This window comes from Burkholderiales bacterium, assembly GCA_035560005.1.
In the GTDB taxonomy this organism is placed as follows: domain Bacteria; phylum Pseudomonadota; class Gammaproteobacteria; order Burkholderiales; family Eutrophovitaceae; genus DASRFY01.
The window spans coordinates 92,063-109,350 of record DATMAN010000071.1 but is presented as its reverse complement, the minus strand read 5'-3'; the positions used below and the strand labels follow the sequence as shown (position 1 = coordinate 109,350).

Genomic DNA, 17,288 nt, shown 5'->3' with positions numbered 1-17,288 from the left:
GCGGGCCAGGGAGGAGGCGCCTTCTCCCTTGCCCCGCGCGGTGCTCCACGCGACAGTCGCGCTCTTCTTCATCCTGCTTGGCTGGGCCTGCATCGGCCGTGTGGACATCGTGGCGGTCGCCCAGGGGAAACTCGTGCCGGGGAGTTATGTGAAGATCGTGCAGCCGCCCGAGTCCGGGATTGTCAACGAGATCCTGGTGCGCGAAGGCGAGGCGGTCAAGGCCGGACAGGTGCTGATGCGCATGGCGACCCAGGTCTCGGATGCCGACGTCGCGACAGTGGAGACCGATCTGCACCTGCGGCATCTGCAGTTGCGGCGGATCCAGGCGGAGCTTTCCGGGACGGACTTCGCGCCGCGCAAAGGCGACCGGCCCGAACTCTTCCAGCAGGTCGCCGCCCAGCACCGCGCCAACCGCAGCGCCTATCGGGACCAGATCGAAGGCGAGCAGGCGGTGCTTGCCCGGGCGCAGCAGGACCTCAGAGCCGCGCAGGAGATCGAAGCGAGGCTCAGGCAGACCCTGCCGATCTATATCGAGCAGGAGGCGGCGCACGAGAAGCTCGGCCGCGACGGCTTTGTCTCGCGCCTGGCGGTGCTGGAGAAGACCCGCGAGCGGATCGAAAAGGAACAGGAACTCAAAGCCCAGAGCCATCAGGTGGAGAGCCCGCGCGCGGCGATCGAGCAAAGCCGCAAGCGCCTTGCCCAGATCGCTTCCAGCTACCGCCAGCAGTTGCAGAACGAACAGGTCGAGGCCAACGCGCAACGCCTTAAGCTCGAGCAGGAAGCCGGCAAGCAGGCGTACCGCCGCGGCCTGCTGGAACTGAAAGCCCCCCACGATGGCATCGTCAAGGACCTCGCCACCCACACTTCGGGAACCGTGGTCTCGCCCGGCACCGTTTTGTTGACGCTGGTTCCCCAGGACGAGCCGGTCAAAGCCGAGGTCTGGATCACCGACGCGGACGCAGGCCGGGTGCGCGAAGGCCACAGCGTCAAGGTCAAGATCGCCGCCTATCCGTTCCAGAAGTACGGGATGGTGAAAGGCGTGGTCGACTACGTCAGCCCTGATGCCGCCGAGTTGCCCGACACGCGCGAGCGCGACCGCAAGGACGCCAAGCAACACGTCATGCCACCCTCGGGCTTTCGTGCGCTCGTCGCGCTCAACGAGCCGTATCTGGAGCGCGACGGCAGGCGCTTCGGGCTCAATCCGGGGATGGGGGTCTCCGCCGAAATCCACCTCGGCGAACGCACCGTGATGGAGTACCTGCTCTCGCCGGTGCAGAAGACGCTGCACGAGGCGGGGAGGGAGATGTAGCCGGAGCCCAGCACCTCTAATTGCGAAATGCCGTGCTGTTGCTAAAGCCGCCCACACTTGTCCAGATTTGAGCAGCGTGTGCCGCCGCTGCGGTGTAGGTCGCAGTGTAGGTCGCGCTTTTCCCGCCGTTTTTCTCATAGAGGAAAAGGACTGCTGCATCATCGGCGTGTGCTGAGCCAGATCCATGTCTGCTTATGCCGCATCTCGAACCGTGGAGCACACGCAGCGCACGGAGGAAGGACCGCCACGGAGCGAGAAGGCACGACAGAGCGCCGTGCGCATCGTGAGAACGAAGCATCCGCTCGCCGCATGCTCGCCGTTCTCGCGGACTTGCTTCTTGTCTGCCCCGCTCCGTGTCTGCGTGGTTCGGCGCATCAACTCTTGAGCTTGTCGGTAAGGTGAGGGAGGATGACCTGCAGGAGCTGGGCGAGGATCTTGGGATTGCCGGCGACGATCTGGCCGCGCTGCATATATTGGTCGCCGCCCTGGAGGTCGCTGACCATGCCGCCGGCCTCGGTAATCATGAGCACGCCGGCCGCCATGTCCCACGGCGAGAGCCCGATCTCCCAAAAGCCGTCGAGTCTTCCGGCCGCCACCGCCGCCAGGTCGAGCGCCGCGGAGCCCGGGCGGCGCACGCCGGCCGATTTCGTCATCAGCTCCTTCAGCATCGCGATGTAGGGATCGAGATACTCGAACATGCGGAACGGAAAGCCGGTGCCGATGAGCCCGTCGATCAGCTTGTCGCGCCTGGAAACGCGCAGGCGCCGGTCGTTGAGAAACGCGCCGCTTCCGCGCGAGGCGGTGTAGAGATCGTTGCGGGTGGGATCGTAGATGACTGCGTGCTGGAGCTGTCCCCTGTGGGCCAATGCAATGGATACCGCGTAGATCGGCAGACCGTGAAGAAAGTTGGTCGTGCCGTCGAGCGGATCGATGATCCAGACGTATTCCGAGTCGCCGGTCGCGCCGCTCTCCTCTGCTAGAATCGCGTGCTGCGGATACGCGTTCTTGATCGTCTCGATGATCGCGTCCTCGGCGGCGCGATCCACTTCCGAAACCAGGTCGTTGAGCGACTTGTGTCGCACGGTGAGCACGTCGAGGTTGTCGGCGGCGCGATTGATGATGCTCCCGGCGCGGCGCGCGGCGCGCACCGCGATGTTGACCATCGGATGCATTTCGCTGGCGATGTCAAAGAACGAAAGCGGGCATTTTAGTTGATGACCAACGCCTGCGCACTGCAGCGGGTGCGGATCGTCCTTTGCAGGACCAGTCATCCCGGCAACATCGGCGCCGCAGCGCGTGCGATGAAGACGATGGGACTGTCGCGGCTGTTTCTGGTGCGCCCCGAGCGCTTTCCCCATCCCGACGCGGAGGCGTTCGCCGCTGGAGCCCTGGACGTGCTCGAAAGCGCAGCGCGCTGCGACAGCCTGGACCAGGCGCTGCACGGCACCGTGCTGGCGGTGGCCTCGACCGCGCGGCGCCGCGACCTGGCCTACGAAGCGCTGGACTGCCGCGAGGCGTGCGCCCGGCTTGTGCTCGAAGCGCAGGATGGCGAGGTCGCGCTGGTGTTCGGGCCGGAAAGAAGCGGGCTCACGATGCAGGACGTCGACAAGTGCCGGCTCATCGCCACAATCCGCACCGATCCGGCTTATCCGTCGCTCAACCTCGCACAAGCGGTTCAGGTGTTCGCGTACGAGCTGCGCATGCATGCGGCGAGCGCCGATGCGCCACGTGCCGGGGCTGCACTCGCGACCCACGAACAGCTCGAACGGTTCTACGCGCAGCTCGAGCATGTAGCGGCCCAGGTCGGGTTCCTCGACGCCCGGCAACCGCGACGGATGATGCGGCGGCTGCGCCGGGTCTTTGCCCGGGCGCGGCTCGAGGAGCCGGAGGCGAACATCCTCATCGGCTTGCTGAACGCCGTCCGGACGAAAGTTGAGTAAAATAGTCGAAATTCATAAGCCATGGTAATAAAAGGGGTTTCCATGTTCGATCGGCTTCGGGAAGAGATTGGCGTGATCTTCGATCGCGATCCGGCGGCGCGCTCGACCTGGGAGGTCGTGACCTGTTACCCCGGTTTTCACGCTGTGCTCTTTCACCGCGCCTCGCATCGCCTGTGGACGCTGGGACTGAAGTGGCTGGCACGCTGGCTGTCGCACTGGTCGCGCTGGCTCACCGGAATCGAGATCCATCCGGGGGCGAAGATCGGACGCCGTGTGTTCATTGACCATGGCATGGGCGTCGTGGTGGGCGAGACGGCCGAGATCGGTGATGACTGCACGCTGTACCAGGGCGTGACGCTGGGCGGGACCTCTTGGCAAAAAGGCAAGCGCCACCCCACGCTGGGCAACGGCGTGGTGGTCGGCGCCGGCGCGAAGATACTCGGTCCGGTTCACGTCGGCGACGGCGCCAAAGTGGGCTCCAATGCGGTGGTGGTGAAGGATGTGCCCGATGGGGCGACCGTGGTCGGCATTCCAGGGCGGGTCATCGATGAAAACGCCAAGTCGGCGCGCGACGCGGCTGCCCGGAAGTTCGCGGCCTACGGAATCACCGCAGACATGAATGACCCGGTGGTGAAGGCGCTGCACGGGCTGATCAATCACTCGGCCGCGGTCGACCAGCGCATCGAATACATCCTGACCCAACTGGAGCGCCTCGGTGTCAAAGTCGACGAGGCAAGAACAGTCGCCGACCAGTTCGACGCGGCTTACCTCAATCGCATAGTTGACTAAATCAGTCAAGTTTCACTAAACTTGAGTGTGTTGCTAGGCAATTACCCAGCATTCTGGTTTTTGAGGATTTTCGATAGGGGGCGGCCATGAGACTGACCACCAAGGGGCGTTTTGCAGTCACGGCCATGATCGATCTGGCCATGCACAATCACGAGGGCCCGGTGACGCTGGCTGACATCAGCGAGCGCCAGAAGATTTCGCTTTCCTACTTGGAGCAGCTGTTCGGCAAGCTGCGGCGCGGCGGGCTGGTGTCCAGTGTGCGGGGCCCGGGCGGCGGTTACAACCTCGCAAAGCAGGCCGATCAGATCTCGGTCGCGGACATTATCCTCGCCGTGGACGAGCCAATCGACGCCACCCAGTGCGGAGGCAAGGAGAACTGCAAGGAGGAGCAGAAGTGCCTCACGCACGACTTGTGGACCCGGCTGAACAACCACATCTTCGAATACCTGCGCAGCGTCAAGCTTGCGGACCTGGTGGCGGAGAATCGGGAGCGCCTGCGCGAAACGGGCGTGGCTGAGCTGCACGATCATCGCCCCAATCGCCGACGGCCGGAGCCTGTCACGGCTTGACCGGATGACCATGCACGCTTACCTCGACCACAACGCGACCACGCCGATCGACGAGCACGTGCTGGAGGCGATGCTGCCGTTTCTGCGCGCGGAGTACGGCAACGCATCCAGCCGCCACGAGTTCGGAACGCGCGCGCGCAAGGCGGTCGAGCATGCGAGGGAGCAGGTGGCCGCGGCGGTCAACGTTCAGCCCTCGCAGGTCATCTTCGTGTCGGGCGGTACCGAAGCGAACAACCTGTTTATCCGGGGCGCCGCCGCGGCGCTCAAGCCCACACGAGCGCTGGTTTCCGCCATCGAACACCCGTGCGTGATGAAACCGGCCCTGGACCTGGCTCGCTCCGGCTGGAAGGTGCGCAAGCTGCGGGTGGGCGCTGACGGAGTTCTGCATTTCGAAGACCTGGACGCGGCGCTGTCCGAACCCGCCGGACTGGTGTCGGTGATGCTGGCGAACAACGAGACCGGTGTCATCCAGCCGGTAGTCCGGGTCGCCGAGCGGGCGCATGTCGCGGGAGCCTGGATGCATACCGATGCCGTACAGGCTTTCGGCAAGATCGCGATCGACTTCCCGCGGCTCGGGGTGGACGCAATGACGCTGTCGGCGCACAAGATCTACGGGCCCAAGGGGGCGGGCGCGCTGGTGATCGACAAGCGCCTGCCGCTCAAGCCCCTGATTCAGGGCGGCGGACACGAACGTGGGCTGCGCTCCGGTACCGAAAACGTACCGGCCATCGTCGGATTTGGCGCGGCGTGCGCGCTGGCGATGCGAAGGATGGACGAGGTCGCGCGCCACACACGGACGCTTCGCGGCCGGCTCGAGGAGGGCTTGGCCCGCCTCGGGGCAGTAATCTTCGGGTGCGTGGCGCCGCGCATCCCGAATACGACGTACTTCGCGCTGGAGAACATCGACGGCGAGACACTGGTGATCGAGCTGAACAAGGCCGGCTTCGCGGTCGCCAGCGGGGCGGCGTGCTCCAGCGCCAATCCCGAGCCCAGCGCGACCCTGCTGGCGATGGGTATCGAGCCGGAGCTGGCGCGCGGCGCGGTGCGCGTGAGCCTGGGCGCGACCAATACGGAGGAACAGATCGACGGTTTTCTTTCCGCGCTGTCGGCGGTGGTCAAGGGGCTGCGGCGGCTGACAGCGGTGGCAGTGTAAGGAGCGACGGGTGGCGATCACGGTTACCGAAAGAGCGGCAAAACACATCAAGAACGCGCTGGCCAGAGGCGGCGGCGTCGGTCTGCGCCTGGGCGTGAAGACGGTCGGATGCTCCGGGCTCGCGTACACCTTCGATTACGCCACTGAAGTCAAACCCGAGGACACGCTGTTCGAATCCAATGAGGTCAAAGTCGTGGTCGACGCCAAGAGCCTGCCGTACCTCGACGGTTCGGTACTCGATTTCGAACGCAAGGGATTGAACGAATCCTTCAAGATCGCGAATCCGAATGCGACGGCGACCTGCGGTTGCGGCGAGAGCTTCTCGGTCGGCTAGACGCGATTGCTGCGCGAAGGACCCACGATGAGCACGGTCATCCAGAGCCTGGTCAATCAGCCGTACAAGCACGGTTTCCGCACGGAGATCGAAGCGGACCTCGTCCCCAAGGGGCTGAACGAGGACATCATCCGCCTCATCTCGCAGAAGAAGGGCGAGCCGGAGTGGCTGCTCGACTTCCGGCTCAAGGCGTTCCGCCACTGGCAGACGATGACCGAGCCGAACTGGGCGAACGTGCGCTACCCGAAGATCGACTTCCAGGACATCGTCTACTACTCGGCGCCCAAGCCGAAGAAGAAGAGCATGGACGAAGTCGATCCGGAGCTGCTGCGCACCTTCGAGAGACTGGGCGTGCCGATGAACGAGCGCGCGGCGCTGGCCGGCGTGGCTGTGGACGTGATCTTCGACAGCGTGTCGGTGGCCACCACCTACAAGAAGAAGCTGGCCGATGTGGGCGTGATCTTCTGCTCGTTCTCCGAGGCGGTGCGCGAGCACCCGGAACTGGTCAGGCAGTACCTGGGCAGTGTGGTGCCCTACACCGACAACTTCTACGCCGCGCTGAATTCGGCCGTGTTCTCCGACGGGTCGTTCTGCTACATCCCGAAGGGCGTGCGCTGTCCGATGGAGCTTTCCACCTATTTCCGCATCAACACGCAGGAATCCGGCCAGTTCGAGCGCACGCTAATCGTGGCGGAGGAAGGCAGCTACGTGTCGTATCTGGAGGGCTGTACGGCGCCCAAGTACGACACCAACCAGCTGCACGCCGCGGTCGTGGAGCTGGTGGCGCTGGACCGCGCCGAGATCAAGTACTCGACCGTACAGAACTGGTACGCGGGCGACGAGCACGGCAAGGGCGGCATCTACAACTTCGTCACCAAGCGCGGCCTGTGCAGGGGCGCGAGGTCCAAGATCTCGTGGACGCAGGTCGAGACCGGGTCCGCGATCACCTGGAAATACCCGTCCTGTATTCTGCTGGGCGACGAATCGGCGGGCGAGTTCTATTCGGTGGCGCTGACCAACCACCATCAGCAGGCCGACACCGGAACCAAGATGGTCCACATCGGGAAGAACACCCGCAGCCGCATCATCAGCAAAGGCATCTCCGCCGGGCTTTCCAACAACAGCTACCGCGGACTGGTGAAGATCGGCCCGAAAGCGCAGGGCGCGCGCAACTTCTCCCAGTGCGATTCGATGCTCATCGGAGACAAGTGCGGCGCCAATACCTTCCCCTACATCCAGGTCGCCAACGACACGGCGATCGTCGAGCACGAGGCGAGCACGTCGAAGATCGGAGAGGACCAGCTGTTCTATTTCGCCAGCCGCGGCGTCGGCACCGAAGAAGCGGTGTCGATGATCATCAACGGCTTCGTTCGCGATGTGTTCATTCACCTGCCGATGGAGTTCGCGGTCGAGGCGACCAAGCTGCTCGGCATCAAGCTGGAAGGAAGCGTCGGATGATCAGGGACAACGCGCCGCTATTGCTGGAGGTCCGCGGCCTTTTCGTCAAGGCCGCGGAGCGCACTATCCTCAAGGGGGTGGACCTCGCCGTGCGCGCCGGCGAAGTGCACGCGATCATGGGGCCGAACGGCTCGGGCAAGAGCACGCTGGCCAAGTCCATCGCCGGGCATCCCGCCTACGAAGTGACTGCGGGCGAGATTCTTTTCCAGGGTCGCAATCTGCTCGAACTGCCGGCGGAAGAGCGCGCGCGGGCCGGCCTGTTCCTGGGGTTCCAGTACCCGATCGAGGTACCCGGCGTGACCAACAGCGCCTTCCTCAGGCTGGCCTACAACACGGTGCGGGGCGCGCGCGGCATGGAAGAGCTGGATCCGCTGGAGTTCGACGATTTCGTGCGCGAGAAGATGAAACTGCTGGAGATGAACCCCGACTTTCTCGAGCGCAGCGTCAATGCCGGATTTTCCGGCGGCGAGAAGAAGCGCAACGAGATCCTGCAGATGGCGCTCCTCGAACCCAGGCTCGCCATCCTGGACGAAACCGACTCCGGCCTCGACATCGACGCGCTGCGCATCGTGGCCAACGGTGTGAACAAGCTGCACACGCCGGACAACGGCATCGTGCTCGTCACGCATTATCAGCGCCTACTGAACTACATCGTGCCCGATTACGTGCACGTGATGGATGGCGGGCGCATCATCAAGACCGGCGACAAGGCGCTGGCCGTCGAGCTGGAAAACCGCGGCTACGACTGGGTGTCCCGCGAATACCGAGCGAAAGCGGCCTGAAGATGAGCGAGCAAGCCTTCCTCGACACGTTGCTGCTGCCGCGCCACGCGCTGCAGGCCGCACCGAGTGACTGGCTGAAGCGGCGTCGCGCGGAGGCGCTCGAGCGCGCGTCTGCCTTGTCGGTTCCGACGGTTCGGGACGAGGACTGGCGATTTACCGACCTGTCGCCGTTGTACCGCGCGCGCTTGCAGCCCGCCACCGGGGGTCAGACGGACGCCGCGGCGCTGCAACTGTTCGCAGTGCCGGAAGCGGGAAGCCGGCTGGTCTTCGTCGACGGGCGCTTCGCCCCCGAGTTGTCGCGGTCCGTTATCGAGCCCGACGTGCTCGCCGGATCGCTGTCTCAGGCGCTGGAGCGACGCGCAGACGCGGTCGAGTCGGCGCTGGCCACGGTCGCGCGCGTCGACGCGGACCTGTTCACCGCCGTGAACACCGCGTTCCTCCAGGATGCAGCGGTGGTGGTCATTGGCGCCGCACGCGAGGTTCAGCAGCCGGTTCACGTGCTGCACGTGGCCACCAGCCGGGAGACAGCCGCGCATCCGCGCCTGCTGGTGGTCGCGCGGCAAGGCGCCGCCTGCACGATCGTGGAGGACTTTGTGGCAATCGGCGGCATCGGCTACCTTACCAATGCCGTGGCCGAGATCGTGGCGGATGCCGGCGCCGAGGTGCGGCACGTCAGGATCCAGCGCGAGGCCGACACCGCGTTCCACATCGCCAATACTTCGGTGCGCCTGGCGCGGGAGGCCCGGCTGCGCGATTGTTCGGTGTCGCTCGGCGCGCACATCTCGCGCCATACGCTCAGCGTTGTCCAGGAAGGCGAGGCGGTCGACTGCGAGATCGACGGACTGGCGTTGATCGGCGGGCGGCAGCTCGCCGACACACACTCCACGATCGATCACGCGTCCGGCCGCGGCCGCAGCCGGCAGCTGCACAAGACGGTGGTGGGCGGCGCGGCGCACGCGGTGTTCAACGGCAAGATCTTCGTCCGCCCGCGCGCGCAGCAGACCGATTCCGCCCAGCACAGCCGCAATCTGCTGCTCAGTCCGCGCGCACAGGTGGACGCGAAGCCGCAACTGGAGATCTTTGCCGACGACGTCAAATGCGCACACGGTGCCACGGTCGGCCGGCTGGATGCCGACGAAATGTTCTATCTGAAGAGCCGGGGCCTGTCGGAGGCGGCTGCGCGCAACCTGCTGACCTACGCGTTCGCCGCCGACGTGGTCGAGCGCATCCCGGTGCCCTCGGTCGTGCGCGCGATCGAACGCACCATTCTCGGACGGATACAGGACAGACAATGAGCGCTGTTCTCCCAGCCAGAAAACCGGAGCTGCTGGACGTGGAGCAGATCCGCGCCGACTTTCCCATCCTGGCGGTGAAGGTCAAGGGTAAGCCGCTCGCCTATCTGGACAACGCGGCGAGCAGCCAGATGCCCAGGCAGGTCATCGAGCGCCTGGTGCGCTATCAGAGCGCCGAGCACGCCAACATCCACCGCGGCGTGCACTACCTTTCGGAGACCGCGACCGCTGCCTACGAGGGCGCGCGCAGCGCCGTGCGGCGCTTCATCAACGCGGCGGAAGACCGCGAGGTGATCTTCACCCGCGGCACGACCAACGGCATCAATCTCGTGGCACACGGTTTCGGACGCGCCTTCATCGGTGCGGGCGACGAGATCATCCTCTCGCACCTCGAGCACCACTCCAACATCGTGCCCTGGCAGATGCTGTGCGAGGAGAAAGGCGCCCGAATCAAAGTGGTACCGATCAACGACGCCGGCGAACTGCTGCTCGACGAGTACGAGAGACTGTTCGGCCCCCGGACCCGGCTGGTGGCCGTGACCCACGTCTCGAATGCCCTGGGCACGATCAACCCGGTCAAGGAGATGATCGTTCTGGCTCACGCGCGCGGGGTGCCGGTGCTGATCGACGGCGCGCAGGCCGCGCCGCACATGAAGGTGGACGTGCGTGATCTGGACTGCGATTTCTACGCCTTCTCCGGCCACAAGATGTGCGGCCCGACCGGGATCGGCATCCTCTACGGCAAGGCAGGGTGGCTGGAGAAGATGCAGCCGTACGAAGGCGGCGGCGACATGATCCTGTCGGTGTCTTTCGACAAGACCCTCTACAACGCCCTGCCGTACAAGTTCGAGGCCGGGACACCCCCGATCGCCGCAGCGATCGGCCTGGGGACGACCGTCGAATACCTGGAGACGATCGGGATGGAGCGCATCGCGGCGCACGAACACGTGCTTCTGCAGTACGCGACCGAACAGCTCGGCGCGCTGAGAGGCGTGCGCATCATCGGCATGGCCAAGCACAAGGCCGGCGTGCTCTCCTTCGTGGTCGAGGGAGTTCATCCGCACGACGTGGGGACGCTGCTCAACGAGGAGGGCGTGGCGGTGCGCACCGGACACCATTGCGCGCAGCCGGTCATGCAGCGCTACCGGCTTCCGGCTACGGTGCGCGCGTCGTTCTATCTCTACAACACCTTCGAGGAGGTGGACCAACTGGTTGCGGGCATCCGCCGCGTGCAGCAGATCTTCGGTGCATAGGGGCACCATGGACAGCAAGTTGCTCTATCAGGAGGTCATCCTCGATCACAACCGCAAGCCGCGCAACTGGGGGAGACTGCCCGCCCCCAGCCACAAGGCCGAAGGCCTGAACCCGCTGTGCGGCGACCATATCTGGCTCACCCTCAACGTCTCCAATGGGCTGGTGAGCGACATCGCCTTCGAAGGCGAGGGCTGCGCGATCTGCAAGGCGTCCGCTTCGATGATGACCACCAACGTCAAGGGCAAGACAGTCGACGAGGCCGAACGGCTGGTGCAGCAGTTCCGCGACATGGCGACGGGAAAGCTGGAAGCGGGGGCTCCTCACCATCTGGGGCGACTGACCGTGTTCTCCGGAATCAAGGACCTGCCGTCACGCGTCAAGTGCGCGATCCTGCCCTGGCACACGCTGCACGCCGCCTTCAATGCACAGGCCACCGTCTCCACCGAAGGTGATGCCGATCCGGTCGGCGGTGCAGGGTGAACCACGCAGATAACCCGAGCGCGAGGCACGAGGAGATGAAAGACATCTCGAAGCACGCGGAAAGCTGGTGTGGCATCGATCCGGCCTCGTTTGCCAGACCCTCCGTGTCTGGGTGTTGCAGCGGCTGAGCGGACTGGACCGGCATGCCCAAGATCGCAGACCTCGAGTGGACGCCGAATCCGAACGCGCGCAAATTCGTGCTGAAGGAGCCGCTGACCTACGGCGTGGCGAAGTCGTTCGAGAGCCCCGAGCAGGCGAAGGACGATCCGCTCGCTGCGCAACTCTTCGCCATTCCGCACGTCACGAATGTGTTCTACGTCGATAACTGGATCACGGTCACGCAGGACGGCCAGGCGGACTGGAAGGACCTGATGCGTCAGGTCGCAGAGCCGATCCGGCAGGCACCCGCGGCGCAGAAGCAATCCGAGGAGTTCGCGCGAGCGGCTGCGTGGCTGGTGCAGGACGAATCCGAGCTGTCAGCGACCGAGCGCGCCAAGCTCGAGCAGATCAACGAGCTACTCGACGAAGAGGTGCGGCCCTACCTGCAAGGCGACGGAGGCGACCTGTACGTGGTGGGTCTGGAGGGCAATACGCTGAAGGTCCACTACCAGGGCGCGTGCGGCAGCTGCCCGAGTTCGATCTCCGGTACCTTGGCGGGCATCGAGAGTCTGGTGCGCCGCATCGATCCCGAGCTCGAAGTCGTCGCCGTATAGTCCAGAGCCGGAAGAGCGAAACACGAAGCTGGGTCGAGGTGTTCGGAACGCATGGCTGGCGGTGCGTTACGCGACCCGCACATGCGGTTGTTTTCTCCACTGCGTGTTCTCGTTGCTCTTCGTGGCTTGGTGTTTCGCTTTTGATACAGGTCTTATCCGATGTCAGAGTGGAGATTCGTTGCCAACGCCGCCGACATCCCGCCGAGCGGCTGGGAAACGGTGGATCTGGACGGCACGCTGGTCGCGGTCTTCAACCTCGACGGGGAGTTCCACGCGATCGAGGACGTGTGCACCCATGACGGGACCGTGCTGACCGGCGCGCCGATCGAGGGCGACCAGATCATCTGCCCGCGCCACGGCGCGCGCTTTTCCATCAGAACCGGCGAGGTGCTCGCGCCTCCGGCATGGGAGCCGGTCGCAACGTTCCCGGTGAAAGTGGAGGACGGCAAGGTCTATGTGCGCGATGCGCGCTGGGACTAGGCGTTGCCCTCCATGCTGCTCGTCCGGGTAAGGGTCGATCGCAGCCCGATCCACGGGCTGGGCGTCTTCGCCGCGGAGTTCATCCCGAAGGGAGCCGAGGTCTGGCGCTTCACCCCCGGTTTCGATCTCGACCTCGATCCGGGCGTGCTCGAGCGCCAGCCGCCGCGCCTGCGCGAGCAACTGCTCCGCTACGGCTATATCGATCGGCGTCTGAAGCGCTACATCCTGTGTTGCGACGACGCGCGGTTCATCAATCACAGCGACGAACCAAACCTGCGCACCGATCACGCGCGCGACCGCTACGGCGTGGATGTCGCGGCGCGCGACATCGCGGTCGGCGAAGAACTCACCGTGGACTACGAAGCGCTGGAAGGCCGGCGTCCGTAAGAGCTTCGCGCGCAAGGCGCGCTCAGTCGAACCAGTCGCGCTTCACACGGCGCGTTTCTCCGGTCTTTGCATCGATGTCGATTTCCCATTCGACGCCCTGCGCATCGACCACTTCGATCTCGTAGTACAGCCCCGAGAGCTTGCGGTCGATGTCGGCATCGATCACGATGCCCGGCTTGGCGGCCAGTGCCTTCTCGATCGCCTTCTCTGGCGGGATCAGGTTGGCCGTGCGGGCAAGGGCCTGCATCTGCGCCATGTCGTCGTCGGCGGCTGCCGGACTTCCCGCAAGAACCGCGGTCAGCATCAGCCCGGCGAGCAGCGGGTGTTTGAAAGGAGCGTTGTGTCTCATGGCGAACCTCCGTTGGGCGTTGACAAGCCGTCGTCCTGCAACCGAATGCAATGTCCACTCGATGACATTGGCGCGGCGGCACGAGCCGCCAAAGTACAGCGCGAAACTTAAGGGCGGCTTAAGTCAGATACGATTACGGAGCACGGAGCCGATGGCCGGATCAAACCTGTCGTTCTGGCAGATTTGACTTTCAGCCACGCTGTGCCATAACCACAACAAGCCGTGAGGTTGAGCCCGGGGCGGCGCAAGTCCGCTCGGCGAGCGGTGCAGCGCGATCGCGCGACAGCGTAGCGGCACGCAGCGATCGAGGCGACCCGACCTCTGGCTCGGACCGAAGGCAACGGAGCGAGACATGAATCGAGAGGCGTTCAGCTTCGACGAGGTCAGGCAGGCCGAAGTCCAGCTCATCGAGGAAGCGCGCGCGGCATCCGGCACCGGCGCGAAGAACGTCGCGCACGACCTGTTCGGGCTGGCCTTCTCGGGCGGCGGCATCCGCAGTGCCACGTTCAATCTCGGGGTCCTGCAGGCGCTCGCGCGTGCCCGGCTGTTGAGACGGGTCGACTACCTGTCCACCGTGTCCGGCGGCGGGTACATCGGGAGCTGGTTGTCGGCCTGGATTCTGCGCGCCAACCGCGACGTGCGCAGCGTGGAGAAGGCGCTGGCGGCGAGCGCCGATCAGGACAGCCCGGAGCCGACTCAACTGAGCTGGTTGCGTCGGTTCAGCAACTACCTGACGCCGCGCCTGGGTCTGTTCAGCACCGATACACTGGCCGGCGCCGCGACCTACGTGCGCAACCTGCTCCTGAACCTCTTTCAGATCGTGGCCCTGGTCGGCGCGGCGCTGATGCTTCCGCTGCTCGCCGCCTGGGTGCTCACGCATGCGCAACTTCAGTGGCTGGCGGTGGGCGTGCTCGCCTTCGCGGTCGCGCTGTTCGTCATCAACCTGAATCTCTATCACAGCGACGTGGCGCGCGAGAAGGTTCGGTTCTATCAGTCGCGCAAAAGCATCTTCTGGCTGGTGGTCGTTCCCCTGATCGTGGCCGCCGCCACCCTCGGTCTCGCGGCGGCGCGACGGGATGCAGTGAGCGTCGGCGAATTTCTGGCGCGCTATTTCGTGCCGGCACTCGCGCTGAGCATCGGTTTGCAGGTCGCGGCCTGGCTCATGCACAAATGGACCGCCGGCGGAACGCTATCCTCGGTGGGCAGCGCAGTCCGGGAAGCACTGCGCACTCTTGGCAAACCCGGCGCTGCAAACAGGCCCGCCCGGTACTACTACGGTCCGGCGGACTGGTTGCGCATTCTGCTCGGCGTGACACTCGCCGTGGTGGTCGGCCTGCTCGGACTGTGGGCGATAGGCGCCGTGCTGGCGGACGGCGCAACTCGGCCGACCGCGGTGTTACATGCGACCGTCTGGTCGATGCCCGGCGCCCTGGTCGCATTCGGCCTCGCCACCATCCTGTTCGTCGGCATCGTCGGTCGGACGTTCTCCGAGGAAACGCGCGAGTGGTGGTCGCGGCTGGGCGGATGGATGCTCGGAGTCACGGCTGCCTGGCTGGCGGTCGCGTGCGCAGCCGTCTATGGCCCCTTCCTGCTCGGTTGGCTGCAGGGTTGGGCGGCCGAAGCCGGCGCGGCCTGGATCCTTTCCACTGCGGCCGGCGTACTGGCGGGGCGCAGTCGGCTCACCAGCGGGAAGGAGGGCAAGCGCACTCTGGAGTGGATCGCAAACCTCGCACCCTATGTGTTCGTGCTGGGCCTCCTGTTGGCCGTGTCGTATCTGCTGCACGGAACGCTACGCGCACTTGCCGTGGGGGGCGCGGATGCGTTCGAGCTGCACGCGAGCTTCGGCCCCTACGCGCGCGCCACGCTGTCGGTGATCGATGCCGACCGGCTACCTGCGCTGCTCGGGATTCTGACGGTGCTGCTGGCCGTGGTGTTCGGGCTGTCGTGGACAGTGGACGTCAACGTGTTCTCGTTGCACATGTTCTACCGCAACCGCCTCGTGCGCTGCTATCTCGGCGCGACCAGTGAAGGGGCGGGCGGCCGCAGAGCGCATCCGTTCACGGGTTTCGACCCGGCCGACTCCCCGAGGGTCAGCGATCTTGCCGGGCAGAGGCCATATCACCTCATCAACACCGCGCTCAACCTGACACGGTCCAACAATCTCGCCTGGCAGGAACGCAAGGCCGCCTCGTTCGTCATCGCGCCCTTGTACTGCGGTTATGACCTCGAACCGCGCGCGGCGGCCGCCCAGGGCCGGTATCAGTGCACGGCGCAGTACCTCAAGCCCGTCGATGGCGATCCGCAATCCCCGGGTGGATGGCTCGGACTGGGCACCGCGCTCACCATATCGGGAGCGGCCGCGAGCCCGAACATGGGCCATCACACAGCCACTGCGACCGCCTTTCTGCTCACGGTATTCAACGTCCGGCTGGGCTGGTGGATGCAGAACTCGGCCTCGCGTGGGCATTGGGCGCGCAAGGGCCCGCGGTTCGGCATTCTCTGGCTGCTGCGCGAGCTGTTCGCACTGACCGACGAATCGCGACCCTTCGTCTATCTGAGCGACGGCGGGCACTTCGAAAACCTCGGCATCTACGAGCTGGTGCGGCGGCGCTGCCGTTTCATTCTCGCCGTGGACGCCGGGCAGGACCGCGACTTCCGATTCGAGGATCTCGGCAACGCGGTGCGCAAGTGCGCGGTGGACCTGGGGGTGGAAATCGCGATCGACACCCGCGCGCTGGTTCCCGATCCGCAGACCCGGCGCAGCCGGTTTCATTGCACGGTCGGCGAGATCCGCTACCCGGACAACGGAAAAGAGCCGCGCACCGGGCTGCTGCTCTACGTGAAGCCTTCCCTCACGGGAAACGAGCCTGCCGACATCGCGCAATATGCGGCGTCCCACGCGCAGTTCCCGCACGAGAGCACCGCCGACCAATGGTTCGCCGAGTCACAGTTCGAGAGCTATCGCAAGCTCGGTCTGCACGTGATGTCCGCAATCCTGGAATCGGTGGGCGAGCGCGAAGAGTTGAGGGCCGATGCAGGCGTGGCGATCGGGGTGCGTGATCGCGATCTCGAGGGGATCTTCGTCAAGCTGAAGGAGCGCTGGCATCCGCCGGGCCGCGCAGCGGCCGCTTTCACGCGCCACGGCGACCGGCTCAGGTTCATCGAGCAGGCGCTGCGCACGGACCAGAAACTGCGCTTCATGGATGCGCAGCTGTCGCCCGAGTGGCCGCGGCTCGCCGCGGGCCGGCCGGGCGCCGAGCCGGTGTGGCTCGGCCTGCCGAAGGACTACGAGAGCCTGCGCTCCGGCTTCTATCTGTGCACCAGCATGCTGCAGGTCATGGAGGAGGTCTATCTTGACCTCAACCTCGAGGAAGAGTGGGAGCATCCGGACAACCGCGGCTGGATGAACCTGTTCAAGCACTGGTCGTGGTCGGCCATGTTCATGGTCACGTTCTCGATCTGCTGCGGCATGTACGGCGCGCGCTTCCAGCGCTGGTGCGAACGCAGGCTGGATCTCGGGCCGGGCAAGGTCGCGGTGGCCGCGCTGGATGTTCCGCGGCCTCAGGCCACCGTCGCATCGTGGCTCGACGAACTGGAAAAGCGCAACGAGATCAATTTCGTCGAAGCGGCCATGGTGAAGGATTACCTCGAGCCCGGCGACAAGCTGCTGCTGCTGCAGCTCAGCCAGGAAGTCTCGCCGTCCTTCCCGCCGCATCGTGGAGACCACGGCCCGCTGCTGGTCTACACGTTCGGGCTCGCCGCGGCGCGCGAGGTGCAGGGCGCCGCGGGAAAGGAACACCGCCTGACCTTCTTCCGCATCCAGGATCACGTGCGGCGCATGGGACTGGCGCGGCGCGCGATGCGCGCGCTGGTGGGAGATGCCGCGCTGCGTCTGGCGGGCAGCGCGCTCGATCGCGACTTTCCGCAGAAGGGCGAGATCGAGCGGATATTGAACTCGGTTGTGAGGGAAACCGCCGCGGCGAGCGGGACGGCGTAGCG

General features: G+C 65.3%; 17 protein-coding genes. 15 read left to right on the top strand and 2 right to left on the bottom strand.

The window, feature by feature from the left end; genetic code table 11:
- On the top strand, positions 1–1,309 hold a 1,309-nt coding region (locus tag VNM24_11245), incomplete at its 5' end, for an HlyD family type I secretion periplasmic adaptor subunit (GenBank protein HWQ39161.1).
- Between the two features lie 374 nt (positions 1,310–1,683).
- Here VNM24_11245 and VNM24_11240 read toward each other — a convergent pair.
- Positions 1,684–2,481, bottom strand: a complete 798-nt coding sequence (locus VNM24_11240) for an inositol monophosphatase family protein (GenBank protein ID HWQ39160.1) — start codon at positions 2,479–2,481, stop codon at positions 1,684–1,686.
- Between the two features lie 42 nt (positions 2,482–2,523).
- Between VNM24_11240 and VNM24_11235 the strand changes: the two genes are divergently transcribed.
- The 13 genes from VNM24_11235 to VNM24_11175 all read left to right on the top strand — a co-directional run bounded on the left by VNM24_11235 (position 2,524) and on the right by VNM24_11175 (position 12,940).
- A complete protein-coding gene (locus VNM24_11235; protein ID HWQ39159.1) occupies positions 2,524–3,249 on the top strand; it encodes an RNA methyltransferase in 726 nt (241 codons plus the stop codon).
- A gap of 42 nt (positions 3,250–3,291) precedes the next feature.
- Entirely contained in the window at positions 3,292–4,038 is a 747-nt protein-coding gene (cysE, locus tag VNM24_11230) for a serine O-acetyltransferase (protein HWQ39158.1), read from the top strand.
- An 86-nt stretch (positions 4,039–4,124) separates the two neighbouring features.
- A complete protein-coding gene (iscR, locus tag VNM24_11225; GenBank protein ID HWQ39157.1) occupies positions 4,125–4,607 on the top strand; it encodes a Fe-S cluster assembly transcriptional regulator IscR in 483 nt (160 codons plus the stop codon).
- A 4-nt stretch (positions 4,608–4,611) separates the two neighbouring features.
- On the top strand, positions 4,612–5,760 hold the full coding sequence (locus tag VNM24_11220) for a cysteine desulfurase family protein (GenBank protein ID HWQ39156.1): 1,149 nt from the start codon (positions 4,612–4,614) through the stop codon (positions 5,758–5,760).
- 10 nt (positions 5,761–5,770) lie between these two features.
- Positions 5,771–6,094, top strand: coding sequence for an iron-sulfur cluster assembly accessory protein (locus VNM24_11215; GenBank protein ID HWQ39155.1), 324 nt, complete (start codon positions 5,771–5,773; stop codon positions 6,092–6,094).
- A gap of 27 nt (positions 6,095–6,121) precedes the next feature.
- Positions 6,122–7,552: a Fe-S cluster assembly protein SufB gene (gene sufB, locus VNM24_11210; protein ID HWQ39154.1), complete on the top strand. Its 1,431-nt coding sequence runs from the start codon at positions 6,122–6,124 to the stop codon at positions 7,550–7,552.
- Entirely contained in the window at positions 7,549–8,334 is a 786-nt protein-coding gene (gene sufC, locus VNM24_11205) for a Fe-S cluster assembly ATPase SufC (protein ID HWQ39153.1), read from the top strand. The genes sufB and sufC overlap by 4 nt, the downstream gene beginning before the upstream one ends.
- Before the next feature lie 2 nt (positions 8,335–8,336).
- Entirely contained in the window at positions 8,337–9,629 is a 1,293-nt protein-coding gene (gene sufD, locus VNM24_11200; GenBank protein ID HWQ39152.1) for a Fe-S cluster assembly protein SufD, read from the top strand.
- Positions 9,626–10,879, top strand: coding sequence for a cysteine desulfurase (locus tag VNM24_11195; GenBank protein ID HWQ39151.1), 1,254 nt, complete (start codon positions 9,626–9,628; stop codon positions 10,877–10,879). The genes sufD and VNM24_11195 overlap by 4 nt, the downstream gene beginning before the upstream one ends.
- Positions 10,880–10,886: 7 nt before the next feature.
- Positions 10,887–11,360, top strand: a complete 474-nt coding sequence (locus tag VNM24_11190; GenBank protein ID HWQ39150.1) for an SUF system NifU family Fe-S cluster assembly protein — start codon at positions 10,887–10,889, stop codon at positions 11,358–11,360.
- Positions 11,361–11,503: 143 nt separating this feature from the next.
- Entirely contained in the window at positions 11,504–12,073 is a 570-nt protein-coding gene (locus VNM24_11185; protein ID HWQ39149.1) for a NifU family protein, read from the top strand.
- A 159-nt stretch (positions 12,074–12,232) separates the two neighbouring features.
- The gene (locus VNM24_11180) at positions 12,233–12,553 is read left to right on the top strand and encodes a non-heme iron oxygenase ferredoxin subunit (protein ID HWQ39148.1); all 321 of its coding nucleotides are present in this window, start codon (positions 12,233–12,235) and stop codon (positions 12,551–12,553) included.
- Positions 12,554–12,565: 12 nt separating this feature from the next.
- Positions 12,566–12,940 carry an SET domain-containing protein-lysine N-methyltransferase gene (locus VNM24_11175; protein ID HWQ39147.1) on the top strand — a complete coding sequence of 125 codons (375 nt, stop codon included), beginning with the start codon at positions 12,566–12,568 and terminating at the stop codon, positions 12,938–12,940.
- 22 nt (positions 12,941–12,962) lie between these two features.
- Here VNM24_11175 and VNM24_11170 read toward each other — a convergent pair whose 3' ends face one another.
- Complete coding sequence (locus VNM24_11170) at positions 12,963–13,289, bottom strand: PepSY domain-containing protein (GenBank protein ID HWQ39146.1); 327 nt, start codon at positions 13,287–13,289, stop codon at positions 12,963–12,965.
- A 352-nt stretch (positions 13,290–13,641) separates the two neighbouring features.
- On the opposite strand from VNM24_11170, the gene VNM24_11165 reads away from it, so the two are divergent.
- The gene (locus tag VNM24_11165; GenBank protein ID HWQ39145.1) at positions 13,642–17,286 is read left to right on the top strand and encodes a patatin-like phospholipase family protein; all 3,645 of its coding nucleotides are present in this window, start codon (positions 13,642–13,644) and stop codon (positions 17,284–17,286) included.
- Positions 17,287–17,288: the final 2 nt, after the last annotated feature.